23 protein-coding genes are annotated in these 23,574 nt (G+C 70.9%); 13 read left to right on the top strand and 10 right to left on the bottom strand.

What is annotated here, in order from left to right; all coding sequences use genetic code 11:
• Positions 1-2 precede the first annotated feature (2 nt).
• From KIH74_RS13680 to KIH74_RS13670, 3 genes are all read left to right on the top strand, one after another.
• Entirely contained in the window at positions 3-896 is an 894-nt protein-coding gene (locus tag KIH74_RS13680) for an LLM class flavin-dependent oxidoreductase (protein WP_214156280.1), read from the top strand.
• 128 nt (positions 897-1,024) lie between these two features.
• A complete protein-coding gene (locus KIH74_RS13675) occupies positions 1,025-2,125 on the top strand; it encodes an LLM class flavin-dependent oxidoreductase (protein WP_214156279.1) in 1,101 nt (366 codons plus the stop codon).
• Complete coding sequence (locus KIH74_RS13670; RefSeq protein ID WP_214156278.1) at positions 2,122-3,255, top strand: LLM class flavin-dependent oxidoreductase; 1,134 nt, start codon at positions 2,122-2,124, stop codon at positions 3,253-3,255. The genes KIH74_RS13675 and KIH74_RS13670 overlap by 4 nt, the downstream gene beginning before the upstream one ends.
• Before the next feature lie 15 nt (positions 3,256-3,270).
• On the opposite strand, the gene KIH74_RS13665 is transcribed toward KIH74_RS13670, so the two are convergent.
• A complete protein-coding gene (locus tag KIH74_RS13665) occupies positions 3,271-4,359 on the bottom strand; it encodes an NADH:flavin oxidoreductase/NADH oxidase (protein ID WP_214156277.1) in 1,089 nt (362 codons plus the stop codon).
• Positions 4,360-4,547: 188 nt separating this feature from the next.
• Between KIH74_RS13665 and KIH74_RS13660 the strand changes: the two genes are divergently transcribed.
• Positions 4,548-4,994, top strand: coding sequence for a MarR family winged helix-turn-helix transcriptional regulator (locus tag KIH74_RS13660; RefSeq protein ID WP_214156276.1), 447 nt, complete (start codon positions 4,548-4,550; stop codon positions 4,992-4,994).
• Positions 4,995-5,066: 72 nt separating this feature from the next.
• Here KIH74_RS13660 and KIH74_RS13655 read toward each other — a convergent pair whose 3' ends face one another.
• From KIH74_RS13655 to KIH74_RS13630, 6 genes are all read right to left on the bottom strand, one after another.
• Positions 5,067-5,753 carry an ABC transporter ATP-binding protein gene (locus KIH74_RS13655; protein ID WP_246572330.1) on the bottom strand — a complete coding sequence of 229 codons (687 nt, stop codon included), beginning with the start codon at positions 5,751-5,753 and terminating at the stop codon, positions 5,067-5,069.
• Entirely contained in the window at positions 5,750-6,715 is a 966-nt protein-coding gene (locus KIH74_RS13650) for an ABC transporter substrate-binding protein (protein WP_214156275.1), read from the bottom strand. The genes KIH74_RS13655 and KIH74_RS13650 overlap by 4 nt, the downstream gene beginning before the upstream one ends.
• A 30-nt stretch (positions 6,716-6,745) precedes the next feature.
• The gene (locus KIH74_RS37685) at positions 6,746-7,639 is read right to left on the bottom strand and encodes an ABC transporter permease (protein ID WP_214156274.1); all 894 of its coding nucleotides are present in this window, start codon (positions 7,637-7,639) and stop codon (positions 6,746-6,748) included.
• Position 7,640: 1 nt separating this feature from the next.
• On the bottom strand, positions 7,641-8,432 hold the full coding sequence (thiM, locus tag KIH74_RS13640) for a hydroxyethylthiazole kinase (protein WP_214156273.1): 792 nt from the start codon (positions 8,430-8,432) through the stop codon (positions 7,641-7,643).
• Positions 8,429-9,796 (bottom strand): LLM class flavin-dependent oxidoreductase, encoded by a 1,368-nt coding sequence (locus tag KIH74_RS13635; protein WP_214156272.1) that lies wholly within the window; start codon positions 9,794-9,796, stop codon positions 8,429-8,431. The genes thiM and KIH74_RS13635 overlap by 4 nt, the downstream gene beginning before the upstream one ends.
• A gap of 141 nt (positions 9,797-9,937) precedes the next feature.
• Complete coding sequence (locus KIH74_RS13630; RefSeq protein ID WP_214156271.1) at positions 9,938-10,933, bottom strand: GntR family transcriptional regulator; 996 nt, start codon at positions 10,931-10,933, stop codon at positions 9,938-9,940.
• Positions 10,934-11,426: 493 nt separating this feature from the next.
• On the opposite strand from KIH74_RS13630, the gene KIH74_RS13625 reads away from it, so the two are divergent.
• The 8 genes from KIH74_RS13625 to KIH74_RS13590 are packed head-to-tail and all read left to right on the top strand — an operon-like array spanning position 11,427 to position 20,105.
• On the top strand, positions 11,427-13,034 hold the full coding sequence (locus KIH74_RS13625; RefSeq protein WP_214156270.1) for an ABC transporter substrate-binding protein: 1,608 nt from the start codon (positions 11,427-11,429) through the stop codon (positions 13,032-13,034).
• Positions 13,034-13,999, top strand: a complete 966-nt coding sequence (locus tag KIH74_RS13620) for an ABC transporter permease (protein WP_308113765.1) — start codon at positions 13,034-13,036, stop codon at positions 13,997-13,999. Before KIH74_RS13625 ends, KIH74_RS13620 begins: the two co-directional genes overlap by 1 nt.
• A 50-nt stretch (positions 14,000-14,049) precedes the next feature.
• The gene (locus tag KIH74_RS13615; protein ID WP_372492061.1) at positions 14,050-14,892 is read left to right on the top strand and encodes an ABC transporter permease; all 843 of its coding nucleotides are present in this window, start codon (positions 14,050-14,052) and stop codon (positions 14,890-14,892) included.
• Complete coding sequence (locus tag KIH74_RS13610) at positions 14,886-16,517, top strand: dipeptide ABC transporter ATP-binding protein (RefSeq protein WP_214156268.1); 1,632 nt, start codon at positions 14,886-14,888, stop codon at positions 16,515-16,517. Before KIH74_RS13615 ends, KIH74_RS13610 begins: the two co-directional genes overlap by 7 nt.
• Positions 16,514-17,302: a DUF1684 domain-containing protein gene (locus tag KIH74_RS13605; RefSeq protein ID WP_214156267.1), complete on the top strand. Its 789-nt coding sequence runs from the start codon at positions 16,514-16,516 to the stop codon at positions 17,300-17,302. Before KIH74_RS13610 ends, KIH74_RS13605 begins: the two co-directional genes overlap by 4 nt.
• The gene (locus tag KIH74_RS13600; protein WP_214156266.1) at positions 17,299-18,504 is read left to right on the top strand and encodes an LLM class flavin-dependent oxidoreductase; all 1,206 of its coding nucleotides are present in this window, start codon (positions 17,299-17,301) and stop codon (positions 18,502-18,504) included. The genes KIH74_RS13605 and KIH74_RS13600 overlap by 4 nt, the downstream gene beginning before the upstream one ends.
• A gap of 9 nt (positions 18,505-18,513) precedes the next feature.
• The gene (locus KIH74_RS13595; protein WP_214156265.1) at positions 18,514-19,857 is read left to right on the top strand and encodes an NtaA/DmoA family FMN-dependent monooxygenase; all 1,344 of its coding nucleotides are present in this window, start codon (positions 18,514-18,516) and stop codon (positions 19,855-19,857) included.
• Positions 19,858-19,883: 26 nt separating this feature from the next.
• Positions 19,884-20,105, top strand: coding sequence for a hypothetical protein (locus tag KIH74_RS13590; RefSeq protein WP_214156264.1), 222 nt, complete (start codon positions 19,884-19,886; stop codon positions 20,103-20,105).
• Positions 20,106-20,262: 157 nt separating this feature from the next.
• On the opposite strand, the gene KIH74_RS13585 is transcribed toward KIH74_RS13590, so the two are convergent.
• Positions 20,263-20,676, bottom strand: coding sequence for a hypothetical protein (locus tag KIH74_RS13585; RefSeq protein WP_214156263.1), 414 nt, complete (start codon positions 20,674-20,676; stop codon positions 20,263-20,265).
• A gap of 8 nt (positions 20,677-20,684) precedes the next feature.
• A complete protein-coding gene (locus KIH74_RS13580) occupies positions 20,685-21,464 on the bottom strand; it encodes a hypothetical protein (RefSeq protein WP_214156262.1) in 780 nt (259 codons plus the stop codon).
• A gap of 624 nt (positions 21,465-22,088) precedes the next feature.
• Between KIH74_RS13580 and KIH74_RS13575 the strand changes: the two genes are divergently transcribed.
• Positions 22,089-22,694 carry a 2'-5' RNA ligase family protein gene (locus tag KIH74_RS13575; RefSeq protein ID WP_214156261.1) on the top strand — a complete coding sequence of 202 codons (606 nt, stop codon included), beginning with the start codon at positions 22,089-22,091 and terminating at the stop codon, positions 22,692-22,694.
• Here the strand turns inward: KIH74_RS13575 and KIH74_RS13570 are convergent.
• Positions 22,681-23,505, bottom strand: coding sequence for a class I SAM-dependent methyltransferase (locus tag KIH74_RS13570; RefSeq protein WP_214156260.1), 825 nt, complete (start codon positions 23,503-23,505; stop codon positions 22,681-22,683). The genes KIH74_RS13575 and KIH74_RS13570 overlap by 14 nt on opposite strands.
• Positions 23,506-23,574: the final 69 nt, after the last annotated feature.

The following is a 23,574-nucleotide window of genomic DNA, read 5'->3' as shown; positions in this document are numbered from 1 at the left end:
CGATGCCTCTCGTGGTGATCCTCGACCTGGCCGTCGGTGACGGCCTGACCCTGGAGCAGGCGCACGAGGTGGCCGCCGTGGCGGCCGACGTGGGGGTCAGCGCGATCCGGGTGAGCGACGGCCCACCCGGCGAGCTCGCCCTGCTCGACGCCGGGTCTGTGGCCTCGTACCTGTCCGCCCGCCAGCCCGGGCTGCACTGGATCGTCGACGCCCCCACCACCCACAACGCGCCCTACGACCTGGCCCGGCGGATCGCCTCGCTGGACCGGGCCACGGGCGGCCGGTCCGGGCTCGCGCTGCGGGCCGGCGACGGTGACGCGGTGACCGCGGCCGCCGCCGACGACCTGCCGAAACCCGGCCTTCCGGTGGACGTCTCGGGGGCCGCCCGGCCGAACCGCTGGGCCGAGTACGCCACCGTGCTGAACCAGCTGTGGGGCGGCGGGCAGGTGGCCCACGAGGGACGCTTCTACCGGGTCTCCGGGGCGCTGGAAGAAGTTTCGCCGCAAGGGCTTCCGTTGCTGGTGGCGGACGGGCGCGACGATCTGGACCGGAGCGCGGCCATCGCCCTGGCCGACGTGCTCGTGGTGCCCCGGATCGAGCTGGTCGACGGCGGCGACACCCGGCTGACCGAGGCGGTCGCCCGCTCCGGCCGCCGCCGCGACCAGGTGGCGCTGCTGGCCCGGGCCGGCATCGTGCGCGAGAACGGCCGCACCACCGCCTCGGAGCTGGCCCGGTGGACCACGGCCCACGCCCTGGACGGCCTGGAACTGGCGACGACGGGAGGCCGGGACGAGCTCATCGGCGTCCTCAAATCTGTTGTGCCGCGCCTGGAACCGGCCACCGGATCGACTCTGCGCCAGGTGTTCGGCCTGCCCTCCCCGATCGTCGTCGGATAGGTCATCCCGATCAAATCCATAGACAATGGACAGTGGTCGAACGAGCGGGTTAACCTGACGAATACCGTCAGGCCGGAAGGGAGTTCCGCCGATCCGCGCCAGATCCGCGCGGCCGGCGACACCGTCGCATGAGATTTCTGCTCAGCACCCTGATCGTCCACGCACCCGACCCCGTCACCGGCGTCCAGAAGTCCACCTCGCAGCGGTTCGCCGAGGTGATCGAGAAGGCCCTGCTGGCCGAGCAACTCGGGTTCGACGGGTTCGGCGTGGGGGAGCGGCACGAGCGGCCGTTCATCTCCTCCTCGCCCACCGTGGTGCTCAGCCACCTGGCCGCCCTGACCCGGCGGATCCGGCTGTTCACCACCGTCACCACCCTGAGTCTGCTCGACCCGGTGCGCGCCTACGAAGACTACGCCACGCTCGACCACCTCTCCGGCGGCCGGCTGGAACTGATCATCGGCAAGGGCAACGGCGCCGCCCAGCGCGAGCTGTTCAACGTCACCCCCGACGACCAGTGGGCCCGCAACGCCGAGTCGTACGAGGTGTTCCGGGCCCTGTGGCGCAACCCCAGGGTCACCGCCGAAACCCGTTTCCGGCCGCCGCTGCACGAGGCCGAAGCCTGGCCAAGACCGCTCCAGCAGCCGGTCCGGGTCTGGCACGGCAGCGCCACCAGCCGCGAATCGGTGGATCTGGCAGCACGTTACGGTGACCCGCTGTTCTCCGCCAACGTCACCCACGCGATCGGCCCGTACGCCGAGCTGATCCGCCACTACCGCGAGCGCTGGGCACACTACGGCCACGACCCGGCGCTGGCCACGGTCGGCGCTGCCTCGGCCGGCTACCACGCGCGGCCGCGCTCGCAGGACGCGCTGGCGGCCTACGCGCCGGTGTTCGCCGGGCACCTGGCCATGCAGCGCCGGATGGGCCTGGAGCCGGTGTTCGCCACGCTGGACGACTACGTGGAGCGCAGCTCGGCGCTGATCGGCAGCCCGCAGCAGGTGATCGAGAAGGTGCACCGCTACCACGAGCAGTTCGGCCACAGCGTGCTGAACGTGCAGGCCGACGCCCCCGGGCTGCCGGAGGCCGAGCACCGGGCGAGCCTCGAGCTGTTCCAGTCGCAGATCGCCCCGGTGCTGCGCCGTGACCTGCCCGACCCGCCGTGGCCGTGGGCCCCCGTGCTTCCCGCCCCTCAGACGCCGCAGTCGTCAGAACAGGAGCTCGTCCCGTGACAGCCACTCCGCTGGGCATTCTCGACCTGGTGCCGATCTCCACCGGGTCCGGCGCCGCCGAGGCCATCCGCAACAGCACCGACCTGGCGCGCCAGGCCGAGCGGCTGGGGTACACCCGGTTCTGGTTCGCCGAGCACCACCTCAATCCCGGGGTGGCGGGCAGTTCGCCGGCCGTGCTGCTGGCGCTGACCGCCGCGGCCACCTCCACCATCCGGCTGGGCTCGGGAGCGGTCCAGATGGGGCACCGCACAGCGCTTTCGGTGGTGGAGGAGTTCGGCCTGCTCGACGCCGTCCACCCGGGCCGGTTCGATCTGGGGCTGGGCCGATCGGGCGGGGTGCCGCGGGAGCCGCGGCAGGTGCCGGCGGAGGGTTCCCGGGCCTCCCAGGTGGTCGACGGGCGCACGCCGAACGGCCTGCTGATCCCGCCGAAGTTCGACGTCCGGCCGCTGCTCGGCTCGCCCCGTTTCGCGTTGCAGAAGAAGCTGCTGGCGCAGCCGGGCGCGCAGCCGCAGGACTACGACGAGCTGGTGGGTGACGTGCTGGCGCTGATCGCCGGCACCTACACCTCGGCCGAGGGCGAGGAGGCGCACGTGATCCCCGGCGAGGGGGCCGCTCTCCAGATCTGGGTGCTGGGCAGCAGCGGCGGCGAGAGCGCCGAGGTGGCGGGCGAGCGCGGGCTGCGGTTCGGCGCCAACTACCACGTGGCGCCCGCCAGTGTGCTCCAGGCCGTGGACGCCTACCGGGCGGCGTTCAAGCCGTCGGCCGACCTGGACCGGCCCTACGTGACGGTGTCGGCCGACGTGGTGGTGGCCCCGCACGAGGACGAGGCGCGGGAACTGGCCGCGGGTTACGGTGCGTGGGTGCGCAGCATCCGCACGGCCGAGGGGGCGATCCAGTTCCCGACACCGCGGCAGGCGCACCAGCGGGTGTGGACCGATGCCGACCGGGCGCTGGTGCAGGACCGGGTGGACACCCAGTTCACCGGCACGCCGACCCAGGTGGCCGACCAGCTGGAGCGGCTGCGCGACGCCACCGGCGCCGACGAGCTGCTGATCACCACCATCACGCACGACCACGCCGACCGGGTGCGCAGCTACGAGCTGCTGGCCCAGGAGTGGGCGTCGCGCTAGGCATCCGGACGACGGTCAGGCCGGCCTGATCCCGAACGCGCGCAGGTAGGGCACCGGGATCGGGGGTGCGTCGACGCCCAGGGCCAGGGCGGCGCGCTGCGGGAACCGCGGGTCACGCAGGATCTCCCGGCCGACGAGCACCACGTCGGCCTGCCCGGTCGCGAGAATGTGCTCGGCCTGGGCCGGTTCGGTGATCTCGCCGACGGCGCCGGTCGGGATGCCGGCCCGCTCGCGGATCGCGGCGGCGAACGGGGTCTGGTAGCCGGGGCCGACCGGGATGGACGCCCGCACGTTGCCGCCGGTGGAGACGTCGACCAGGTCGACGCCGCGCTCGCGCAGCCACTGCGCCACCTGCACGGTGTCGTCGAGGGTGATGCCGCCCTCGGCCCAGTCGGTGGCGGACAGCCGCACGATCACCGGCAGCGACTCGCCGGCCTCGGCGCGCACCGCGTCGACGACCTCCAGCAGCAGACGGGCCCGGTTCTCCGGCGACCCGCCGTAGGAGTCGGTGCGCCGGTTGCTCAGCGGGGAGAGGAACTCGTGGATCAGGTAGCCGTGGGCCCCGTGGACCTCCAGCAGCCCGAAGCCCGCCTCCACGGCGCGCCGGGCGGCGGAGGCGAACGAGGCGACGACGGCGTCGATGCCCGCCTGGTCCAGCTCGCGCGGGGCGCGCAGGCCGGGGAAGGCGACGGGGGACGGGCCGACCGTCTCCCAGCCGCCCTCGGCGGGCGGCACGTCGCGACCCGCGCCCGGGACGCCCTCGCGCAGGCTGCTGGCCTTGCGGCCGGCGTGGGCCAGCTGGATCCCGGCCACCGCTCCCTGGGACCGCAGGAACGCCACGATCGGGACCAGGGCGTCGCGCTGCTCGTCGTTCCACAGCCCGAGGTCCTGAGCCGAGATCCGGCCCTCCGGGCTGACCGCCGTCGCCTCGACGATGATCGCCCCGGCACCGCCCTGCGCCATGCCACCCAGGTGGGCCATGTGCCAGTCGGTGGCGACGCCGTCCTGCTTCTCCACGACGTACTGGCACATGGGCGGCACCCAGATGCGGTTGCGGAACTCGGTGCCGCGCAGGGTGATGGGCTCGAAAAGCTTCTGGGACAAGACAAGACCTCGTTCGGCGATCGGATACCCGGGGGAGCTGCCCGGCCGGGCCGGCAGCGTCCCTTCCCAGGCGGGCGCAAAAGTCGCACACGCCTGTAGTTGCAACAGCAACAATCCCGGATGTTTGCAGACGCCGCCTATGAGCGCAAGGTGGCTACACTGTGCGGGCACGGGCAGGGAGGCCGGAGATGACGAAGAATGACGACGCGGTCGAGGTGCGGGCCCAGGGCTGGCGCCGCCTCGCCGCGCTGCACGGCCTGATCGAGTCCGCCCTGGAGAAAGAGCTCCAGGCGGCCCACCGGCTGTCGGTCGTGGAGTACACGGTGCTGGACGCCCTGAACCGGCAGGACGACGGCTGGCACATGCGCATGCAGCAGCTCTCCCGCGCCGCCGCCCTCTCCAGCAGCGCGACCACCCGCCTGGTCGGCCGTCTCGAAGACCGCGGGCTGCTGGCCCGCTTCCTGTGCGTGGACGACCGCCGCGGCATCTACACCGAGCTCACCCCGGCCGGTCAGCGCCTGCTGGAAGACGCCCGCCCCACCCACGACCGGGTGCTGGCCGAATCGCTCGCGCGGGCGGCGGAGGTCCCCGAACTGGAGAGCCTGGCCGCCTCGCTGGAGCGGCAGCGGGCCTGAGCCGGTTCGCGGCGGTGGGCAGACGACGGCTGCTCCCGACCACCGGAAGATGGTCAGGAGCAGCCGACGGTCTCAGGCCAGGGTGACGCCCAGCGCCCCCAGCAGCTGCCGGCCCAGGCCGGCCAGCTGTGGGTCCTCGGCCCGGCGAGGGCCCTTACCGGGCACCTCGAGCTCCAGCCGGATCGAGCCCTCGCCCAGCACGATCACCCGGTCAGCCAGCCGCACCGCCTCGTCCACGTCGTGCGTCACCATCACGACCGTCCAGCCGTGATCCCGCCACAGCCGCCCGACCAGCGACTGCATCTCCAGCCTGGTCAGCGCGTCCAGGGCCCCGAACGGCTCGTCCAGCAACAGCACCCGCGGTTCCCGCACCAGCGCCCGGGCCAGCGACGCCCGCTGCGCCTGGCCCCCCGACAGCTCCAGCGGCCAGGCCCCGGCCCGGTCCTCCAGCCCGACCTCCGCCAGAGCCCGCACCGCCCGGTCCCGTTGCGACGCCGGCAGACCCAGGGCCACGTTCGCCCCCACGCCCAGCCACGGCAGCAGCCGCGGCTCCTGGAACGCCACAGCCACCCCCTCCGGCACGGAAACCGTTCCGGAATCCGGCTTCTCCAGCCCTGCCACGATCCGCAGCAGGGTGGACTTGCCGGTGCCGGAGCGGCCGATCACGGCCACGAACTCGCCCTGCGCCACCCGGAGGTCCAGGCCGTCCAGCACGACCGTGGAGCCGTAACGCTTGGAAACGCCCTCGAAGCTGATCATTTCGACTCGTCGACCACGGCGCTCGCGATGTCCGGCACCGAGTCCAGGAACCCGAAGTCCACGTACTGCTGGCCGAGCTTCTCCAGGTCGGAGACCACCTCGTCGTCCATCGGCTCGATGGTCGGCACGTCGAAGGTGGCGATCTGCTCGGTCAGCTCGTCAGTGGCGCCGAATTCCTGGTAGGTGTCGGTGATCACGCTCGGGTCGGCCTTGGCCCGCGCGGCCTCCTTCACCAGGCCGTCGTACATCGCCTTCAGCTGCTCCGGGTGAGCCTCCGCCCAGGTGCGGCTGACGATGTGGATGGACCAGTTGTACGAGTTCATGTCGGCGCCGGTGATCAGCACCTTCGAGCCCTCGGTGGCCTCGGCGGCGGCCAGGTTCTGGTCGTAGGAGGCGATCGCGTCCACCTGGCCGCTGGCGAAGGCGGTGGCGAACGTCGAGGTGTCCAGGGTGACCTTCTCGACCTTGCTCACGTCCAGCCCGGCCTCCTCGAACGCCAGGTTCAGCAGGTAGTCGCCGGTACCGCCGGGGGAGTCGATGCCGACCTTCTTGCCGTACAGGTCCTTCAGCGAGCTGACACCACTCTGCCGGTTGGCCACGATGCCCTGGCTCTTGCCGGAGTACTTCTCCAGTGCGAAAGCCATCCAGGTGTCGCTGTTCCCGGCCAGGTTGACGAAGTAGCCGGTGCCGGTGGACGAGGCGTCGGCCTCGCCGGCGGTGACCGTGTCGTAGGCGGTCACCGGGTCGAGCGGTCCGACCCACTTCACCGTGGCGCCCACGGCCTTGCCCTCCTCCTCCAGGTAGCCGGAGTCCTTGACCGTGGTCAGGTAGTTGGCGGTGGGCAGGTAGGCGACGCGGAACTCGACGTCGCCGTCGGCGGAGGAGGAACCGGACGAGGAACCGCCGCAGGCCGACAGGGCCAGCAGGGAGGCGACGGCGACGGCGGGGATTCTGAGACGCATGGTGTTTCCTTGGGGATCGGATCCGGGGGTTCAGCGACCGCTGAAACCCTTGCGCCAGCGCAGCAGCCGGTTCTCCAGCAGCCGCACCAGCCAGTCGGTGAGAACGCCGAGCAGGGCGTAGATGATGATGCACAGCACCACCTGTTCGGGACGCACGAAGCGCTGCGCGTTGATCAGGATGAACCCGATCCCCGAGGTGGTGTTCACGGTCTCGCTGGTGACCAGCGCGATCCAGGCGATGGCCAGCGCGAACCGCAGGCCGGTCAGGATGTTCGGCAGGGCCCCGGGCAGCAGGATGCGAAACGCTATGAGACGACGGGAGAACCGGTACACCGTGGCCAGCTCCACCAGCTTCGCGTCCACGTTGCGGATGCCCGCGTAGGTGTTCAGATACACCGGGATCAGCACACCCTCGGCGATCAGCAGCACCTTCATCGACTCACCCACGCCGAAGGCGATGATGAACAACGGCAGCAGCGCGTTGAACGGGATCGCCCGCAGCATCTGGAGCGGCCGGTCCACGGTCAGCTCGCCGAACCGCGAATATCCTGATATCACCCCCATGATCAGGCCGAACGTCACACCGAGCACGCTCCCCAGCACCACCCGGGTCAGGCTGGTGCCCAGGGCGTCGGGCAGGGTGCCGTCGGCCGTCAGGTCACGTGCCGCACCGAGAACGGCTCCCGGGCTGGGCAGCACGGTGTCGTCGATCCAGCCCTGGCGCGAACCCAGCAACCACAGGCCGAGAATCACCAGGGGGCTGAGCCAGGGCAGCACCGCACCGACGAAACGCCCGGTGTGGCCGGAAATTGGGGACGACGATGAGCCCGGCGGATTCGGCACCGTTCCCGGGATCACCGGCCCGGCCATGGCGCCCGCCCCGGTTCCGGAGCCGGTCTCCGGGGTCGCCTGGGGCGCGGCCACGTCACAGCCCCTCGGACAGGATCGTCAGCTCGTCCAGCACGTTGGCCGCGAAAGTGCCCGTGCCCCGGGAGATCAGGGCCGACCGCTCGGCCGCCACGGCCAGCACGGCGTGAGCCGCGACCGTCGCCCGCAGCGGGTCGGTGCCGGGCGCCAGGAACGCCGCCACCAGGGCGCCCAGGCTGCACCCGGCGCCCGTCACCCGGGTCAGCCAGCGGTGCCCACCCGGGACGGCGACCACCTGCTCGCCGTCCGTGACGTAGTCGGTCGGCCCGCTGATCGCGATCACCGAGCCGGTCCGCGTGGCCAGTCGCCGGGCGTACGGCACCGCGTCCTCGGCGGTCGCCGTGGCGTCCACGCCGCGCGAGGTGGCCGAACCCCCCGCCAGCGCGATGATCTCGCTGGCGTTGCCGCGCACCGCGGTCGGCGGCACGGAGCCGATCAGTTCGGCGGCCAGGTCGTCGCTGACGCTGATCCCGGCGCCGACGGTCACCGGGTCGAGCACCCAGCGGGTGCCGGCCGCGTGCGCGGTACGGGCCGCGTCCAGCAGCAGTTCGGGGGAGTCGGTGACCTGCGCGGCCAGGTTGATCCAGACCCCGCCGGCGGCGGTGGCCAGGGGCCGCACCGCGGCCGGGTTGCCGCCGATCGCCGGTGAACCGCCCACCGCGAGAACCATGTTCGCGTTCAGGCCGGCGGTGATGTAGTTGGTCAGCCCGAACACCAGCGGTGAGGTGTCGCGTACGGCGCGCAGTGCCTCAGTGACATACGGCTCGGGCCAGCGGATCTCGGTCGTCATCGGTTGGTCTCCCCGGAAAGGGCGCTCTGGGCGCGGTTCTTCCACTCGTCGCGGGCCGGTCGGGCCAGGCCCAGGTTGTCGCGCAGGGTGCTTCCCTCGTACTCGGTGCGGAACAGCCCGCGGCGCTGGAGTTCCGGCACCACCTGGGCGGCGAAGTCGGCGAACGCGGCCGGCACGTGGGTGGCCACCACCATGAAGCCGTCGGCGGCGCCGCGGTCGACCCACTCCTGCATGCCGTCGGCGATGTCGGAGGCCGAGCCCACCAGGTATCCCTCGGTGCGGGCGCCGTACCACTTGCCCAGCTCGCGAATGGTCAGGTTCCTGGCCAGCGCGTACTCCAGCACCTCCCGGTAGTGCCCCATCACACCGGCCACCTCCATCTCCGGAAGCGGTCCGTCCAGATCGAATTTCGTCAGGTCGACGTTGATGTGGTAGGCCAGCCGGGACAGTCCGGCCTCCGGGTCGACCAGGTCCTCGAACGCCCGGTGCTTCGCCTGCGCGTCCTGCCGGGAGTCGCCGACCACGACCGCGGCGGCGGGCAGGATCTTCAGCTGGTCCGGGTCGCGGCCGTATTTCGCGGCGAGAGTCTTGACGTCGGAATAGAACTCGATCGCCGACTCGATCGACTCGTGCGAGCAGAAGATCACGTCGGCCCAGCGCGCGGCGAAGTCACGGCCGCTCGGCGAGGCCCCGGCCTGCACGATCACCGGGTAGCCCTGCGGCGGGCGGGGCACCCCGAGCGGGCCCTGCGTGCTCACGTACTCGCCGCGGAAGTCCACGGACCGCACCTGTTCCGGGCGCCCGAACTGCCCGGTGGCCTTGTCCTGCACGATCGCCTCGTCGGACCAGCTGTCCCACAGCCGGGCCGTGGCCTCGAGGAACTCCTCGGCCCGCGCGTACCGCTGCTCACGCGGCGGCAGCCGGTCGAAACCGTAGTTCTGGGCCTCCGCGTCCTGGAAACTGGTGACGACGTTCCACCCCGCCCGTCCCGCCGTCAGGTGGTCCAGCGTGGCGAAAGACCTGGCCACGTTGTAGGGCTCGGTGTACCCGGTGGAGGTGGTGCCGGCCAGGCCGATCCGGCTGGTGGCGCCGGCCAGCAGCGACAGCACCGGGATCGGGTCGATCCGCGGCGAGCCGGCCCCGTAGCGCACGGCCGGGTCGAAGCGTCCACCGAGACTGCGCGGCACGGCCAGCGAGTCCGGGATGAAGATCATGTCGAACTTGGCCTCTTCGAGCAGTCGCGCGGTGTCGACGTAGTACGAGGCGGACAGGAAGTCGTCGCGGGCGTCCGGATGACGCCAGCCGACCGTTCCCATCGGCCCGGCGTTCATGAAGGCGGCCAGGTGGATCTGCTTGTGAGACATGGGAAACTCCTGATGGTTCAAGGGCGGAACAAGGGGACGCCGGTGGTCGGGTGGCGTGGCCCGGCAGGCCCTCTGCCGGCGAGGGCCGATCGGTGAGCGGGGCAGGACGGCACGGGAGGGGGCGCCGGGTGGCACAACCCTCTACGGACACTCTCCGGGCAGAGGAACCGGGAAGCCGGGGGCGGTGTCGTCGCCCGTGCTGCCGATGTCGCCGCCGAACGCGGACCCGGCCGCGTCGGCCCCGGACCCGGCAGCGCTGACCAGGGATCCAGCAGTGGCGACGGGAGGCCCGGCGTGGTTGGCGACGGGCCCGCTCGTGCTGATCACGGCCCCGGTTGTGCTGACCACGGCGTCGGCAGCCCTCACCACGGGTGCGGTGCCGGTGAGCCCGACGACGGTGATCCGGGGCGAGATCGCTTGTCCGTCCACGGGTCCGGCCTCGTCGCCGGGTAGTTCCAGGGACTGGGCGACCAGGTGACGCACCCGCACGTCACGGTCGCGGGCCAGGTGGTCGAGCATCTCGGTGCGGGCGGCCTCCGCGTCGGTGCGGCGGATCGCGTCGAGGATGCGGGCGTGCTCGGCGTGGCTGTCGGCGAACGAGGTGGCGGCCGGCGCGGGCGTCCACGGTGCGCTCGACTTCACCTGGGCGTCGAGGGTGTGCAGCACGCTCAGGATCGTGCGGTTGTGCGCGGCTGCCCGGATGCAGTCGTGCCACTGGTTGAACAGGGCCCGCACCGCCTGGTGCGCGGTCTCGTCCGGGGCGGTGCCGTCGGCGTCGGTGACGGCGGTGGCCCGGCGGTGCAGTTCCTCCAGCTTGGCCAGGTCGATCGAGCTGCGTTGCAGAGCCGCGGCCGAGGCGGCGGCGGAGTCGAGAACGGCTCGCACCTCGAAGATCTCGAGCGTCTCCTCGATGCTGCGCCGGCGCACGGTGAAACCGCGACTGCCGGCGATCAGCAGGCCGTCCCGCTCCAGCAGGGCCAGGGCCTCGCGCACCGGGGTGCGGGACACGCCGAACTCCTCGCTCAGCGCGGTCGGCACCAGCGGCCCGGCCTCCCGGTAGTGGCCGGCCATCAGCCTGCGCCGCAGGGCCGAGTAGATGGCGTCCCGGGCGCTCATCCTCGTGTCCTCAGCGCTCATGGATGCAACTGTATGCAGGCGTATGCGTCTGAGACGAGGGGTATGCAATCACTTTCACCGGGGGTTCACGGGGGCCGCCGGGAACGGGATCGGGGCGTGGGAGCGGGGACGGCCGTCCGGGCGAGGCACGGAAAAGCGCACGTAGCAGGGCATAACCGGACGAGATGCCGGACACATTGTCTATCTTGTCTATATGCATTGACCTGAATGCAGTCGCGGCTTAGCGTGAGGGGAGTCGGCTGCTGAGGAGGCAATGTGAAGAACCACCGGTTCTCCCGGCGCCGGCACGTCGATCTTCTGCGCGTGTGCACCAGCCTCTGTCGCCAGACCCTCTGCCGTTAGAAGCCCCGCCCGTCATGAACCGGGTGCCGCGCGAACCGCGTTGCGCACCCGGCATTTTCCCCGACACCCTGATCCGGCCGTGAGCTGACGCCGCCTGTCCGCGGCGTTCGCCGGCCTGCCGGATCCCTCGCGGACGAGGAGTACCCCTTACGTGGGAAGAAAGCTGACGCACGCCCCCGCCCTGTGGCTCACCGCCGGTGTGCTCGTGCTGGCCGGCTGCGGCTCGGGCTCCGGTGCGAACGACGCCGGTGGTAGCGCCGCGCCGAAAACCGGTGGCACGCTGACCTTCGCGGTCGGCTCCGACACCGGGTGCACCGATCCGCAGCAGGTGGCCAGCAACGACTCCATCTACTCGGTGCGCCAGCTGGTCGACTCGCTCACCGACCAGGACCCGCAGACCGGTGAGATCGTGCCCTGGCTGGCCGAGAGCTGGGACATCAGCGACGACGCCACCACCTTCACCTTCCACCTGCGCGACGGCGTCACCTTCAGCGACGGCACCGCGCTGACCGCCGGGGTGGTGAAGGAGAACTTCGAGGCCGTGCCCGGCCTGGGGGTGCTGGCCGGCCTGGCCACCGGCTACCTGAGCGGCGTGGAAAAGATCACCGCCGACGACGACCAGACCCTCACCGTCGAGTTCGCCCAGCCCAACGCCCAGTTCCTGCAAGCCACCTCGACTCACTCGCTGGGCATCGTGTCGGAGGCCAGCACGAAACTCTCGGCGCAGGAGCGCTGCACCCAGGGCATCGTCGGGTCCGGCCCGTTCACCCTCGGCGAGTACACGCCCAACCAGTCGATCACGCTGAAGAAGCGCACCGGCTACGCGTGGGGCTCGTCGCTGTGGAAGAAGGACGGCGAGGCCTACCTCGACCAGGTCGTGTTCAAGGTCCTGCCGGAGGCCGGGGTGCGCACCGGCAGCCTCCAGTCCGGGCAGGTCGACGCCATCGGCAACGTGGCCCGCGCCGACGAGAGCGCGCTGGAGGCGTCCGGGGCCACGTTGCAGGCGCGGGCCAACCCGGGCGTGGTGTTCAACCTGGCCGCCAACAACGAGAACCCGGTGCTGAAGGACGAGGCGGTGCGCCAGGCGATCAGTTACGGCGTGGACCGCCGGCAGATCGCCGACACCGTGTTCAACAGCGGCACCGAGCCCGCCACCAGCGTGCTGGCCCACACCACACCCGGCTACGAGGACCTGTCCGCGCAACTGACCCACGACGCCGAGAAGGCGAAAACCCTGCTGGAGCAAGACGGCTGGAAAGCCGGGGCCGACGGCACCCGGACCAGGGACGGCAAGCAACTCGCCTTCACCATCACCTGGTTCGCCAACTCGCCCACCAACCAGCCCGCGCTGGAACTGGTGCAGCAGCAACTGGCCGGGATCGGCGTGACGGTGCAGCTGAAGCAGGCCGAGATCTCGCAGTACGCCTCGGTGGTGCAGGGCGGCGACTACGAGCTGGTGTGGGGCAACGTGACCCGCGCCGACCCGGACATCCTGCGCACCCAGTTCTCCACCGCTCTGGTCAACCCGTACCGGCTGCCGGAGAGCGGACTGGACGAGACCCTGACCGAGCAGGCCGGCACGATCGACCAGGGCGCGCGGGACGAGCTGGTCGCCACCGCGCAGGAGACCGTCGTGCAGAACGCCTTCGTGGTGCCGGTGGTGGAACTCCAGACCAAGCTGGGGGTGGCGAAGCGGGTGCACGACCTGAACTTCGAGGCGTCCAGCCGGATCCAGCTGCACGACACCTGGGTCGAGTAGTGACCCGCTACGTGATCAGGCGGATCGCCCAGGCGGTGGGGGTGCTCCTGGCGGCGTACACGCTGTCGTTCTTCATCCTCGTGCTGCTGCCGGGCGATCCGGTGTCGGCGATGGCCGGGGCGGGCATGGACTCCGCACCGGTCGACCCGGCCCGGATCGAGGCCCTGCGTCACGAATACGGTTTCGACCAGCCGCTTCCCCTCCAGTACGCGGAGCACCTGGGCCGGGCCCTGACCGGTGACCTGGGTGACTCGGTGGCCACCGGCCGCCCGGTCGCCTCGATGATCACCGAGGCGCTGCCGCAGACCCTGCTGCTCACCGCCACCGGGCTGGGCCTGGCCTTCCTGTTCGGCGGTGGCCTGGCGCTGGCCGCCACCTACAGCTCCCGGCGGTGGCTGCGGCAGGTGCTGCTGTCGCTGCCGCCGCTGGGGGTCTCGGTGCCGACGTTCTGGGTCGGGCTGATGCTGGTGCAGTTCTTCTCGTTCCGGAACCCGTGGTTCCCGGCGTTCGGCAACGACGGGCTGAAAGGCCTGGTGCTGCCGGCCCTCACGCTGGCCGTGCCGACCGGGGCGCAGATCGCGCTGGTGCTGGCCAAGAGCCTGAGCACCACGCTGGACGAGCCGTACATCGGCACCGCCCGGGCCAAGGGCGCGGGGCGGGTGCACGTGCACCTGCGGCACGCGCTGCGCAACGCCTCGCTGCCCGCCCTGACCGTGGCCGGGCTGCTGGTCGGCCAGCTGATGGCCAACGCGGTGGTGATCGAGACGGTGTTCTCCCGCAACGGGCTGGGGCGGGTCACCCAGGCCGCGGTGACGGCACAGGACATCCCGGTGGTGCAGGGAGTGGTGGTCTACGGGGCGCTGGTGTTCGTCGTCGTCAATCTGCTCGTCGACCTGGTCTACCCGGTGCTGGACCCGCGGATCGTGCTGGCCCCGGCCCGGCCCGCGGGGGTGGTGACGGCGTGAGTGAGCAGATCCTGATCGACGGCCTGGACCTGGAACCGGCGACCGCACCAGTGATAACAGGCCAGAGCGGACTGCGGCGCACCCTGCTCTTCCTGGCCCGCCGGCCTGGCCTGGTGCTGTCGCTCGTGCTGGTGGTGCTGGTGGCCGTGGCCGCCTTCGCCCCCGGCGTGTTCAGCGGTCAGGACCCGGCCCGCGGAGTGCCGGAGGAGAACTTCACCGCGCCGGGGGCGGCGCACTGGTTCGGCACCGACAGCCTGGGCCGTGACCTGTTCGCCCGGGTCGTGCACGGCGCGCAGCTGTCACTGCGGGCCACCCTGATCGCGGTGCTGTTCGCGTTCGTCGTGGGCGGAACACTGGGCCTGGTGGCCGGTTTCGCCGGCGGGTGGGTGGACGACGTGGTGATGCGGTTCGTCGACGTGGTGCTGTCGATCCCGACGCTGTTCCTGTCACTGGCGGTGGTGACGGCCCTGGGCTACGGCACCACCAAGGTCGCGGTCGCGGTCGGGGTGGCGAACGTGGCCGGGTTCGCCCGGGTGATGCGCTCGGAGGTGCTGCGGGTGCGCACCGCGGTGTACGTGGAGGCGGCCCGGGGCAGTGGCGCGCGCTGGTTCACGGTGCTGGGCCGGCACGTGCTGCCGAACAGCATCGGGCCGGTGCTGGTGCTGGCCACGCTGGAGTTCGGCACGTCGATCCTGGCGGTGTCGAGCCTGAGCTTCCTCGGCTACGGCGCCCCGCCGCCGGCGCCGGAGTGGGGCACGCTGATCTCCGACGGCCGTAACTACCTGGCCAACGCCTGGTGGCTGACCACGCTGCCGGGCCTGACCATCGCCGCGACGGTGCTGGCCACCAACCGCATCGCGCGTGCCCTCGACGGGGAGGTGGGCCAGTGGTGAGCCCGTTGCTGGAGATCCGGGACCTGGCCGTGTCGTACCGCACCCGTTCCGGGCCGGTGCCGGCGGTGGACGGGGTGTCACTGACGGTGGCGCCCGGCGAGATCGTGGCGGTGGTGGGGGAGTCGGGCTCGGGCAAGAGCACCACGGCCCACGCCGTGGTGCGGCTGCTGGCCGGCAACGCCACCGTGGACCGGGGCGAGATCCTGTTCGGTGGGCAGCATCTGGAGAACGCGCCGCCGCGGGTGCTGCGCACGGTGCGTGGCGCGGGCATCGGCCTGGTGCCGCAGGACCCGGCGGTGTCGCTGAACCCGGTCAAGCGGATCGGCGAGCAGGTGGCCGAGGTGCTGCGGCTGCACGGCCTGGCGAACCGGCGGGACGCGGCGGCGCGGGCGATCGGCATCCTCGACCGGGCCGGCCTTCCCGACGCGGCCACCCGGGCCCGGCAGTACCCGCACGAACTGTCCGGCGGCATGCGGCAGCGGGTGCTGATCGCGATCGCCGTCGCGGCCGACCCGAAGCTGATCATCGCCGACGAGCCGACCAGTGCCCTCGACGTCACCGTGCAGAAGGTGATCCTCGACCACCTCCAGCACCTGGTCGCGGCCTCTGGCGCGGCGGTGCTGCTGGTCACCCACGACCTGGCGGTGGCGGCCGACCGCTCCGACCGGCTGGTCGTGATGTCCGGCGGGCGGGTGGTCGAGACCGGGCCCACCGCAGCCGTTCTGGCCGACCCGCGGCATGCGTACACGAAGAAGCTCCTGGCCAGTGTCCCCAGCAGCAGGCCGGTCCCGGCCGGAAAGGCCGCGGGAAGAGTCACGGGCTCGCCGCTGGTCGAGGTGTCCGGGCTGACCAAGGTGTTCCCCCTGCCCCGCACCGCGGCCGGCCCGGCCGCCGTGAAGGCCGTCGACGACGTGGGTTTCCACATCGGCCGGGGCGAGACGCTGGCGCTGGTGGGGGAGTCCGGGTCGGGCAAGTCCACCACCGGCCGGCTGGTGCTGCGGCTGGCCGAGGCGACGTCCGGCACGATCCGGTTCGACGGCGAGGACATCACCCGCTCCGGCCCGGCGGCCACCCGGCAGCTGCGTCGCCGGGCCCAGCTGATCTACCAGAACCCCTACGCCTCACTGGATCCCCGGTTCACCGTGGCCGAGACGATCGAGGAACCGCTGCGGGTGTTCCGGGTCGGTGACCGGGCCTCGCGGCAGGCCCGCGTGCACGACCTGCTCGACCGGGTCGCCCTGCCCGGCGCCCTGGCCCGGCGGCGCCCGGCGGAACTGTCCGGCGGCCAGCGGCAGCGGGTGGCGATCGCCCGGGCGCTGGCCCTGTCGCCCGGCCTGGTGGTCTGCGACGAGCCGGTCTCCGCGCTCGACGTGTCGGTGCAGGCGCAGGTGCTGGAGCTGCTGGTGCAGCTCCAGGCCGACACCGGCGTGGCCTACCTGTTCATCTCGCACGACCTGGCCGTGGTGCGCCGGATCGCGCACCGGGTGGCGGTGATGCGTCACGGGCGCATCGTGGAGACCGGCACCACCCACGACCTGTTCACCGATCCGCAGCACGACTACACCCGCGAGCTGCTGGCCGCCATCCCCGGCCGCACTCTGACGGAAGAAGGAGCACGACCATGACGTTCATCGCCGACTGGCAGGAGTGGACCCGCGAGCGCGAGGCGAAACTGGCCGACCCGCACGGCTTCCTGGCCATCACCGGCCTGCACTGGCTGGAGGAGGCGCCGCAGCGTTTCGACGACGCGCCCGGGGCGTGGTCGACCGGGCCCGGCGGTGTGAGCGTCGAGCTCGGCGAGGGCGAGACCATCCTGGTGGACGACGAGAAGCACTCCGGCCGGTACTCCTTCGGCGTGCTGCCCGAGCGCGCCAGCGTGTTCGCCACCTGGGGTGACGCGGTGATCGAGGTGGCGAAGCGGGGCGGGCACGACATCGTGCGCCCGCGGCACCCGCACCACGACATCCTGCGCGCCTACGACGGCACCCCGCGCTACGAGCCGGACGAGCGCTGGGTGGTGCCGGCCACCTACCGGGCGTTCGAGACACCCCGCCCGGTCACCGTCGGCGCCGCGGTCGAGGGACTGGAGCACGTCTACGACGCGCCCGGCGAACTGACCTTCGAGATCGACGGCCAGGCCCTGACCCTCACCGCCTTCGAGGGGCACGCCCCCGGCACCCTGACCGTGCTGTTCACCGACGCCACCTCCGGCGTCACCACGTACGCGGCCAACCGTTCGCTCCAGGTGCCGGCGCCGGGGGCGGACGGGAGCGTCGTCCTCGATTTCAACCGCGCCGCCAACCTGCCCTGCGCCTACACGCCGCTGGCCACCTGCCCGCTGCCGCCCCCGGAGAACCGCCTGCCGGTGGCGATCGAGGCCGGCGAGAAGAAGGGAAAGACCCTCCCATGACCACCGATCGACCGCTCCACCTCGGCGTCGCCCTGGACGGGGCCGGATGGCACCCCGCGGCCTGGCGGGAGCCCGGCGCCCGGCCGAAAGAGCTCTTCTCGCCGCGGTACTGGGCCGACCTGGTGCTGGAGGCCGAGCGCGGGCTGCTCGACCTGGTCACCGTCGAGGACGCGCTGAACCTCCAGTCCGACGAGTTCGCTACCCAGGACCGGCGCGCCGACCGGGTGCGGGGGCGTCTCGACGCGGTGCTGATCGCCGCCCGGGTGGCCCCGCTGACGCACTCGATCGGGCTGGTGCCGACCGCGATCGTCAGCCACACCGAGCCGTTCCACCTGTCCAAGGCCGTCGCCACCCTGGACTACGTCGCCCAGGGGCGGGCCGGGGTGCGGGTGCAGCTCGCGGTCCGTCCCGACTCCGCCGAAAATTTTGGACGACGTGAGCTACCGTCTCTGGACCTCGACCGGATCAATGAACCCGACGTGCAGGCCCGGTTCGCCGAGTACTTCGACGAGGCCGCCGACTACGTGGAGGTGCTGCGCCGGCTGTGGGACAGCTGGGAGGACGACGCGGAGATCCGGGACGTCGCCACCGGCCGGTTCGTCGACCGCGACAAGCTGCACTACATCGACTTCACCGGGCGCTGGTTCTCGGTCAAGGGCCCTTCGATCACGCCCCGGCCCCCGCAGGGCCAGCCGCTGGTCGCGGCCCTCGGCCACGCGGACGCGCCGTACCGGCTGATCGGGCGGGCCACCGATCTCGGCTTCGTCACCCCGCACGACGACGCCCAGGCCGCGGACCTGGCGCGGCGTATCGACACCCAGCGCCGGGCGGCCGGGCGGGAGCACGAGAAGGTGCACGTGTGGGCCGATCTCGTGGTGCTGATCGACGACACCGAGCAGGCTGCCCGCGATCGGCTGGAGCGGCTGAACGAGCTGGCCGGCACCGAGTACACCAGTGACGCGAAGATCGTGGCCGGAACGCCGTCCACCGTCGCCGACCTGCTGGCCGGCTGGCAGGAGGCAGGGATCACCGGCTACCGGCTGCGCCCGGCCAGCCTGCCGCACGACCTGACCGGGATCACCCGGGGTCTGGTGCCGGAGCTGCAACGGCGCGGACTGTTCCGCACTGCCTACCCCGAGAAGGCGTCCCTGCGAGACCTTCTCGGACTGCCCCGGCCCGCCAACCGCTACGCGAACGCCTGAGAGGGACCGATGGTCAAGCAGATTCACCTCGCTGCGCACTTCCCGGGCGTCAACAACACCACGGTCTGGAGCGACCCGGCCGCCGGCAGCCACATCGAGTTCGACTCCTTCCGCCGGTTCGCGCAGACCGCCGAGCGGGGGAAGTTCGACTTCCTGTTCCTGGCCGAGGGCCTGCGCCTGCGGGAGCAGAAGGGCCTGATCCACGACCTGGACGTGGTCGGCCGGCCCGACACCTTCACGGTGCTGGCCGCGCTCGCCGCGGTCACCGAGAGGCTGGGCCTCACCGGCACGATCAACTCGACGTTCAACGAGCCCTACGAGGTGGCCCGGCAGTTCGCCAGCCTCGACCACCTGTCCGGGGGCCGGGCGGCCTGGAACGTGGTGACCAGCTGGGACCGGTTCACCGGTGAGAACTTCCGGCGTGGGGGCTATCTGGCGCAGGAGGACCGGTACGAGCGGGCCCGCACGTTCCTGGCCACGGCCACCGAGCTGTTCGACTCCTGGAACGGCGTGGAGATCGTCGCCGACGCCGAGGCCGGCCGGTTCCTGAACACCGACGAGCCGGGCCGATTCTCCCACCACGACCGGTTCTTCGACATCGAGGGCCAGTTCAACGTGCCGCGCGGGCCGCAGGGCCGGCCGGTGATCTTCCAGGCCGGTGACTCCGAGGACGGGCGGGAGTTCGCGGCCGGGCAGGCCGACGCGATCTTCTCGCGCTACGCCACCCTGACCGAGGGCAGGGCGTTCTACCAGGACGTGAAGGGGCGCCTGGCGAAATACGGCCGGGAGCGCGACGATCTGCTGATCCTGCCGGCGGCGAGTTTCGTGCTGGGCGACACCGACGCCGAGGCCGAGGAACTCGCCCACCAGGTGCGCCGGGCGCAGGTGTCGCCGCAGACCGCGATCCACTTCCTGGAGCAGCTGTGGAACACCGACCTGTCCGGGTTCGACGTGGACGGCCCGCTGCCGGCCGGTGACCCGGTGGTCGAGGGCGACCTGATCTCCAAGGGCCGCGCCAGCGTGCGGCAGCTGGCCAAGGACCCGGTGGCCCTGGCGAACGAGTGGCGGGCGAAGGCGGAGGCGGAGAAGCTGTCGGCCCGGGACCTGGTGATCGAGGTGACCGGACGGCAGACGTTCATCGGCTCACCCGCCACGGTGGCCGAGCGCATCAATCACTTCGTGCAGGAAGATGTTTCGGACGGCTTCATCCTGGTCCCGCACATCACCCCGGACGGGCTGGCCCCGTTCGTGGACCAGGTGGTGCCGCTGCTCCAGGAGCGCGGGGTGTTCCGCAGCGAGTACGAGGGCACCACGCTGCGCGACCACCTCGGGCTGAAGTACCCGCCGGGCTGAGGCGTTCCGAGGGATATTCTGGACATGTGTCACGGAACAGGCATGTCTGGTTCGCGACGGGTATCGCGGCGCTGATCGGTGTCCTGCTCGTGGTCGAGGCCCTCATCGCCTCGCCCTCCACCGGGGGCGGGGAACAGGTGTGGGTCGTGACGACGCGGGGGCCGGGCCAGGCGGACCTGCCGGGGGAACCGGTGCCCTACGACGAGTGGGAGAAGGCGGACCAGGACATCATCTGGGCGACGCCGTAGCGGTCGCCGTCGTTGCTGGCAGGGCAGAATGGTGGACGACGAAGGGCCCGTCCGGGTGTTTCGTCGTCCACCATTGAAAGGAAAGCCCTGGCCGCGTTGGTCGACCGGGACTGGCTGATTACCGGTGTGACGCGGCCCCAGCGGGGCACGGACCAGCTTATTCGCGCGGAGGCGCGATCCAGTGCAGGTTCTCTTTCATCGAGGGATCGATCGCAGCCAAAGGGTCCGGAAGCCGGTCGTGCGGGATGAGGCCCTGATCTGTCATGACCAGGCGGAGAGGTCGTCTGCGTGGTCCCAGAAACGAGGCCAACGCCATTTCGAGCGCGTCTACGGCGACGTTGTCCACCCCCCGTTCGGCATAGACATGGGCATGCTCAGGGTCCTCGGACTCAATGCCCGCGAGATATTGGTCGAACGCGTCGTGCGTGGCCAGTTCCAACACGGTGGGTGGCTCCAGGACCGTGTCGCTGTACCGCGTGATCAGCCACCGCAGGGGCACATCGGGATCCGGTGTGAGGGTCCCATCAGCAGCGGCAATTTCCTTGAGTACGTCGTCCCAGGATTGAGGCATGTATCCTCCTAAGCATCCGCCGGGCATTTGGCGTTGGGGAAGGTGGTGATGACGTCCCAGTTTCCATTTCCCACGATATTGCGGGTGAACGTGGTCGCCACAACCTTACCCGTGTTCCGATTCGCCAAAACGAGCTTATGTTGATAACAAAAAGTGTCGTTCTTGCCCCGGTGCGTTACTTTCTCGGGGTCGCCAAAGGCGGACGACATGGCTAGGTCTGCGACGTCACGCCAGTTCTCGCCTGCGACGGAGCCGAGGGCTTCCCAGTCGCTCATATGTTCTTTCTTGATGTGCCGGTATCCTGAACCGACGTGCGCCTTCGTGGCGTGCGCAAAGCCGCAGCGCACGGTCGCCGAGCCTCTGCTGGCGTTGTGACCGGTCGAGGTGGTGGCCGCGAGTCGGTTGAACACGCGTACCACTTTACTGTTGCTGCCGGTGGATGGGCAGGCAGCCCACGTTTGCGCCGCCGCTTTGGACGAGACGTTGGCCCCGCCGGTCGGCGGAGCAGATAGGGCCGCACCAGTAGTTTCTCCTGTGGTGGTGAGAACCTTGGCGGACTTGGGGATCGTATCTCCGACCTGCAGGACGTCATCGTCGGACTCAACAGAAACCCAGGCCAGGTTGCTTTGCTCTGTGTCGAGGGACGGCGTGGCATCAGAATTGATGCTGGTCGCCGTGGAGGCCGGGCTGGTGGCTTCGGGGGGCGGTGTGATCTCGGGGGTGGTGCCGGCTGCCGTGGTCTCGGGGGGTGCGTTGGTCACCGTGGCCGTGGGCAGAGCGTCTGCCACTGCCGGCGCTCCGGTCGCAGCCAGGGCCATGATCGTAAGGGCGGCTCCGGCGGCACCTCGGCGGCGACGTCTCTTTATCTGGTCCTCGGAACGGGCTCGGTGGGACAAATTCGTCATATCGGCAGAGTATAGCCGCCCCGTCGCAACCCGGTAGCGGTGCCATGATTGACTTTGTTGAGGAGGTCGAGCGGATCAAGTATGAACAGCGGAAGCGCGAGCAAAACCTTGAGCAGTCACCTGAGCGTCCGCAGAAGGGGCAGTAGATTACATTATCGACGTCCCTGAACAAGTGAGGTTGCAGTCCTGTGCGCTGATGAAATTAAGTGCATTGCTGCGTGACGGGTACAGCTGTGTTGTGGAGGGTGCCGTGACCGTGTCAGGTTCCTGATTGTGGTGAGACTCGGTCTTACATCGCCGCCTTCTGGAGCTGGGACGCCGATGGTGTTGGTCATGCGGACGATTCATGGAACGAAATCGTCGTAGTGGGCGGCCAGTGGAAGCAGACACGTCACCACATCGTGCTGATGATGCTGAAATCAATGCCGTCGTTGTTGGCAGGGCAGAATGGTGGACGACGAGGGGCCCGTCCGGGTGTTTCGTCGTCCACCATTGAAAGGAAAGCCCTTGCAGCCGTTCAACTTCCGCCCTGCCACCGGCCCCTGGTCCACCGGGGAGGCCCGGCTGGCGGTGTGCATCGTGCCCGACCTGACCCGGGACCGGGGGCTCGGCGTGCTGGTGCGGGACTGCCGGGAGGCGATGGCGCCGTTCCCGATCACCACGGTGCCGGACGAACTGCTGCGGGTGACGCTGGCGCAGGTCAACGACGCGCCCGCCGGGCAGATCGACGACGCCGGTCGCAAGGCCCTGCTGGAGGGGCTGCGCGAGCACCTGGCCCCGATCCCCCCGGTCACGGTCACCGCGGGCAGCCCGCTGGCCTACGCCACCGGGGCGCTGTGCGACCTGGAGGTGGAGCCGCTGGCCGCGCTGGGCAGCGCGGTGCGGGCGGCGGTCGCCGCGGTGCGGGGCGCGGAGGCCGGGCACCCCGGCATCGAGCACATGACCCTGGGCTACGCGTACGCCGAGGCGTCCACCGACGAGCTGGCCCGCACCCTGCGGCGGGTGCGGCCCAGCCACGCCCGGCTGACCGTGGACGCGGTGCGGCTGATCGAGGTCACCGCCGGGGAGCGGGCTTTCGCCTGGACCACGGTCGGCGAGGTCAGCCTTCCCTGACCGCCTGCAACGTGTAGGTGTGCGGCAGGCGCCAGGGGCGGTCGCTCAGCCGGTACTCGCCGCCAGGCAACTCGTCCATCTGGCCCTCCAGCGCGTTCCACGGAACGCTGTCGTGCTCGACCAGCATGGTCAGGCGCATGCCGGCCTCCAGCAGGGCGGTGACGATCTCGCCCAGGCCGTGGTTCCACGAGGCGGTGCGGGTGTGCTGGAACTGGTGATCGGTGGCCACGTAGGTACCGGGCTCGTCGAAGATGTCCGGCTCGGCGCGCTCGACGTACGGATACCGGATCGCCAGCACGTCGTGGCGGGTCTCGTCGATGCTCCACAGCACGGGGTGGCCCTCGCGGATGAACAGCCGGCCGCCCGGCCTGAGCAGGTGCGCGACCACCTGCGCCCAGCGGTGGATGTCCGGAAGCCAGCCCAGGGCACCGATTCCGGTGAACACCAGGTCGAACTCCCCGGCCGGCAGCACCTGCGGCGCGTCGTACAGCTCGGCCTGCACGTAGGTGATGTCGGCACCGGTGCGCGCCGCCAGGTCACGGGCCTGTTCCAGGGCCGCGCCGGAGAAGTCGAGCCCGGTCATCCGGGCGCCGAGCCGGTGCAGCGACAGGGTGTCGGTGCCGATGTGGCACTGGAGATGAACACCCTTCAGGCCCTCGATGCTGCCGAGCCGCGGCAGGTCGAACCGCACCACGTCGGACAGGAAGTCCGGGTCGGTCAGGAACTTGTCCACGGCGTACGACGGCGACTCGGCGTGCGGCTGCGCGCGCTCGTCCCAGTTGTCGCGGTTCAGGGCGATCCATTGGTCCACGACGCACGACCCTAGCCGCGACACAGAAAAGGGAGAAAGGATTTTCGCTCCTCTCTCCCTCCTCAACTT

It is taken from the genome of Kineosporia corallincola (assembly GCF_018499875.1).
Classification (GTDB): domain Bacteria; phylum Actinomycetota; class Actinomycetes; order Actinomycetales; family Kineosporiaceae; genus Kineosporia; species Kineosporia corallincola.
This window is presented reverse-complemented; position numbering and strand designations above follow the sequence as displayed.

Bases quoted from the DNA above. Each gene is read 5' to 3' on its own strand.
- KIH74_RS13680 (WP_214156280.1), top strand. From the start codon at position 3: ATGCCTCTCGTGGTGATCCTCGACCTGGCCGTCGGTGACGGCCTGACC.
- KIH74_RS13675 (WP_214156279.1), top strand. From the start codon at position 1,025: ATGAGATTTCTGCTCAGCACCCTGATCGTCCACGCACCCGACCCCGTC.
- KIH74_RS13660 (WP_214156276.1), top strand. From the start codon at position 4,548: ATGACGAAGAATGACGACGCGGTCGAGGTGCGGGCCCAGGGCTGGCGC.
- KIH74_RS13655 (WP_246572330.1), bottom strand. From the start codon at position 5,753: ATGATCAGCTTCGAGGGCGTTTCCAAGCGTTACGGCTCCACGGTCGTG.
- KIH74_RS13650 (WP_214156275.1), bottom strand. From the start codon at position 6,715: ATGCGTCTCAGAATCCCCGCCGTCGCCGTCGCCTCCCTGCTGGCCCTG.
- thiM (WP_214156273.1), bottom strand. From the start codon at position 8,432: ATGACGACCGAGATCCGCTGGCCCGAGCCGTATGTCACTGAGGCACTG.
- KIH74_RS13635 (WP_214156272.1), bottom strand. From the start codon at position 9,796: ATGTCTCACAAGCAGATCCACCTGGCCGCCTTCATGAACGCCGGGCCG.
- KIH74_RS13630 (WP_214156271.1), bottom strand. From the start codon at position 10,933: ATGAGCGCTGAGGACACGAGGATGAGCGCCCGGGACGCCATCTACTCG.
- KIH74_RS13605 (WP_214156267.1), top strand. From the start codon at position 16,514: ATGACGTTCATCGCCGACTGGCAGGAGTGGACCCGCGAGCGCGAGGCG.
- KIH74_RS13600 (WP_214156266.1), top strand. From the start codon at position 17,299: ATGACCACCGATCGACCGCTCCACCTCGGCGTCGCCCTGGACGGGGCC.
- KIH74_RS13595 (WP_214156265.1), top strand. From the start codon at position 18,514: ATGGTCAAGCAGATTCACCTCGCTGCGCACTTCCCGGGCGTCAACAAC.
- KIH74_RS13585 (WP_214156263.1), bottom strand. From the start codon at position 20,676: ATGCCTCAATCCTGGGACGACGTACTCAAGGAAATTGCCGCTGCTGAT.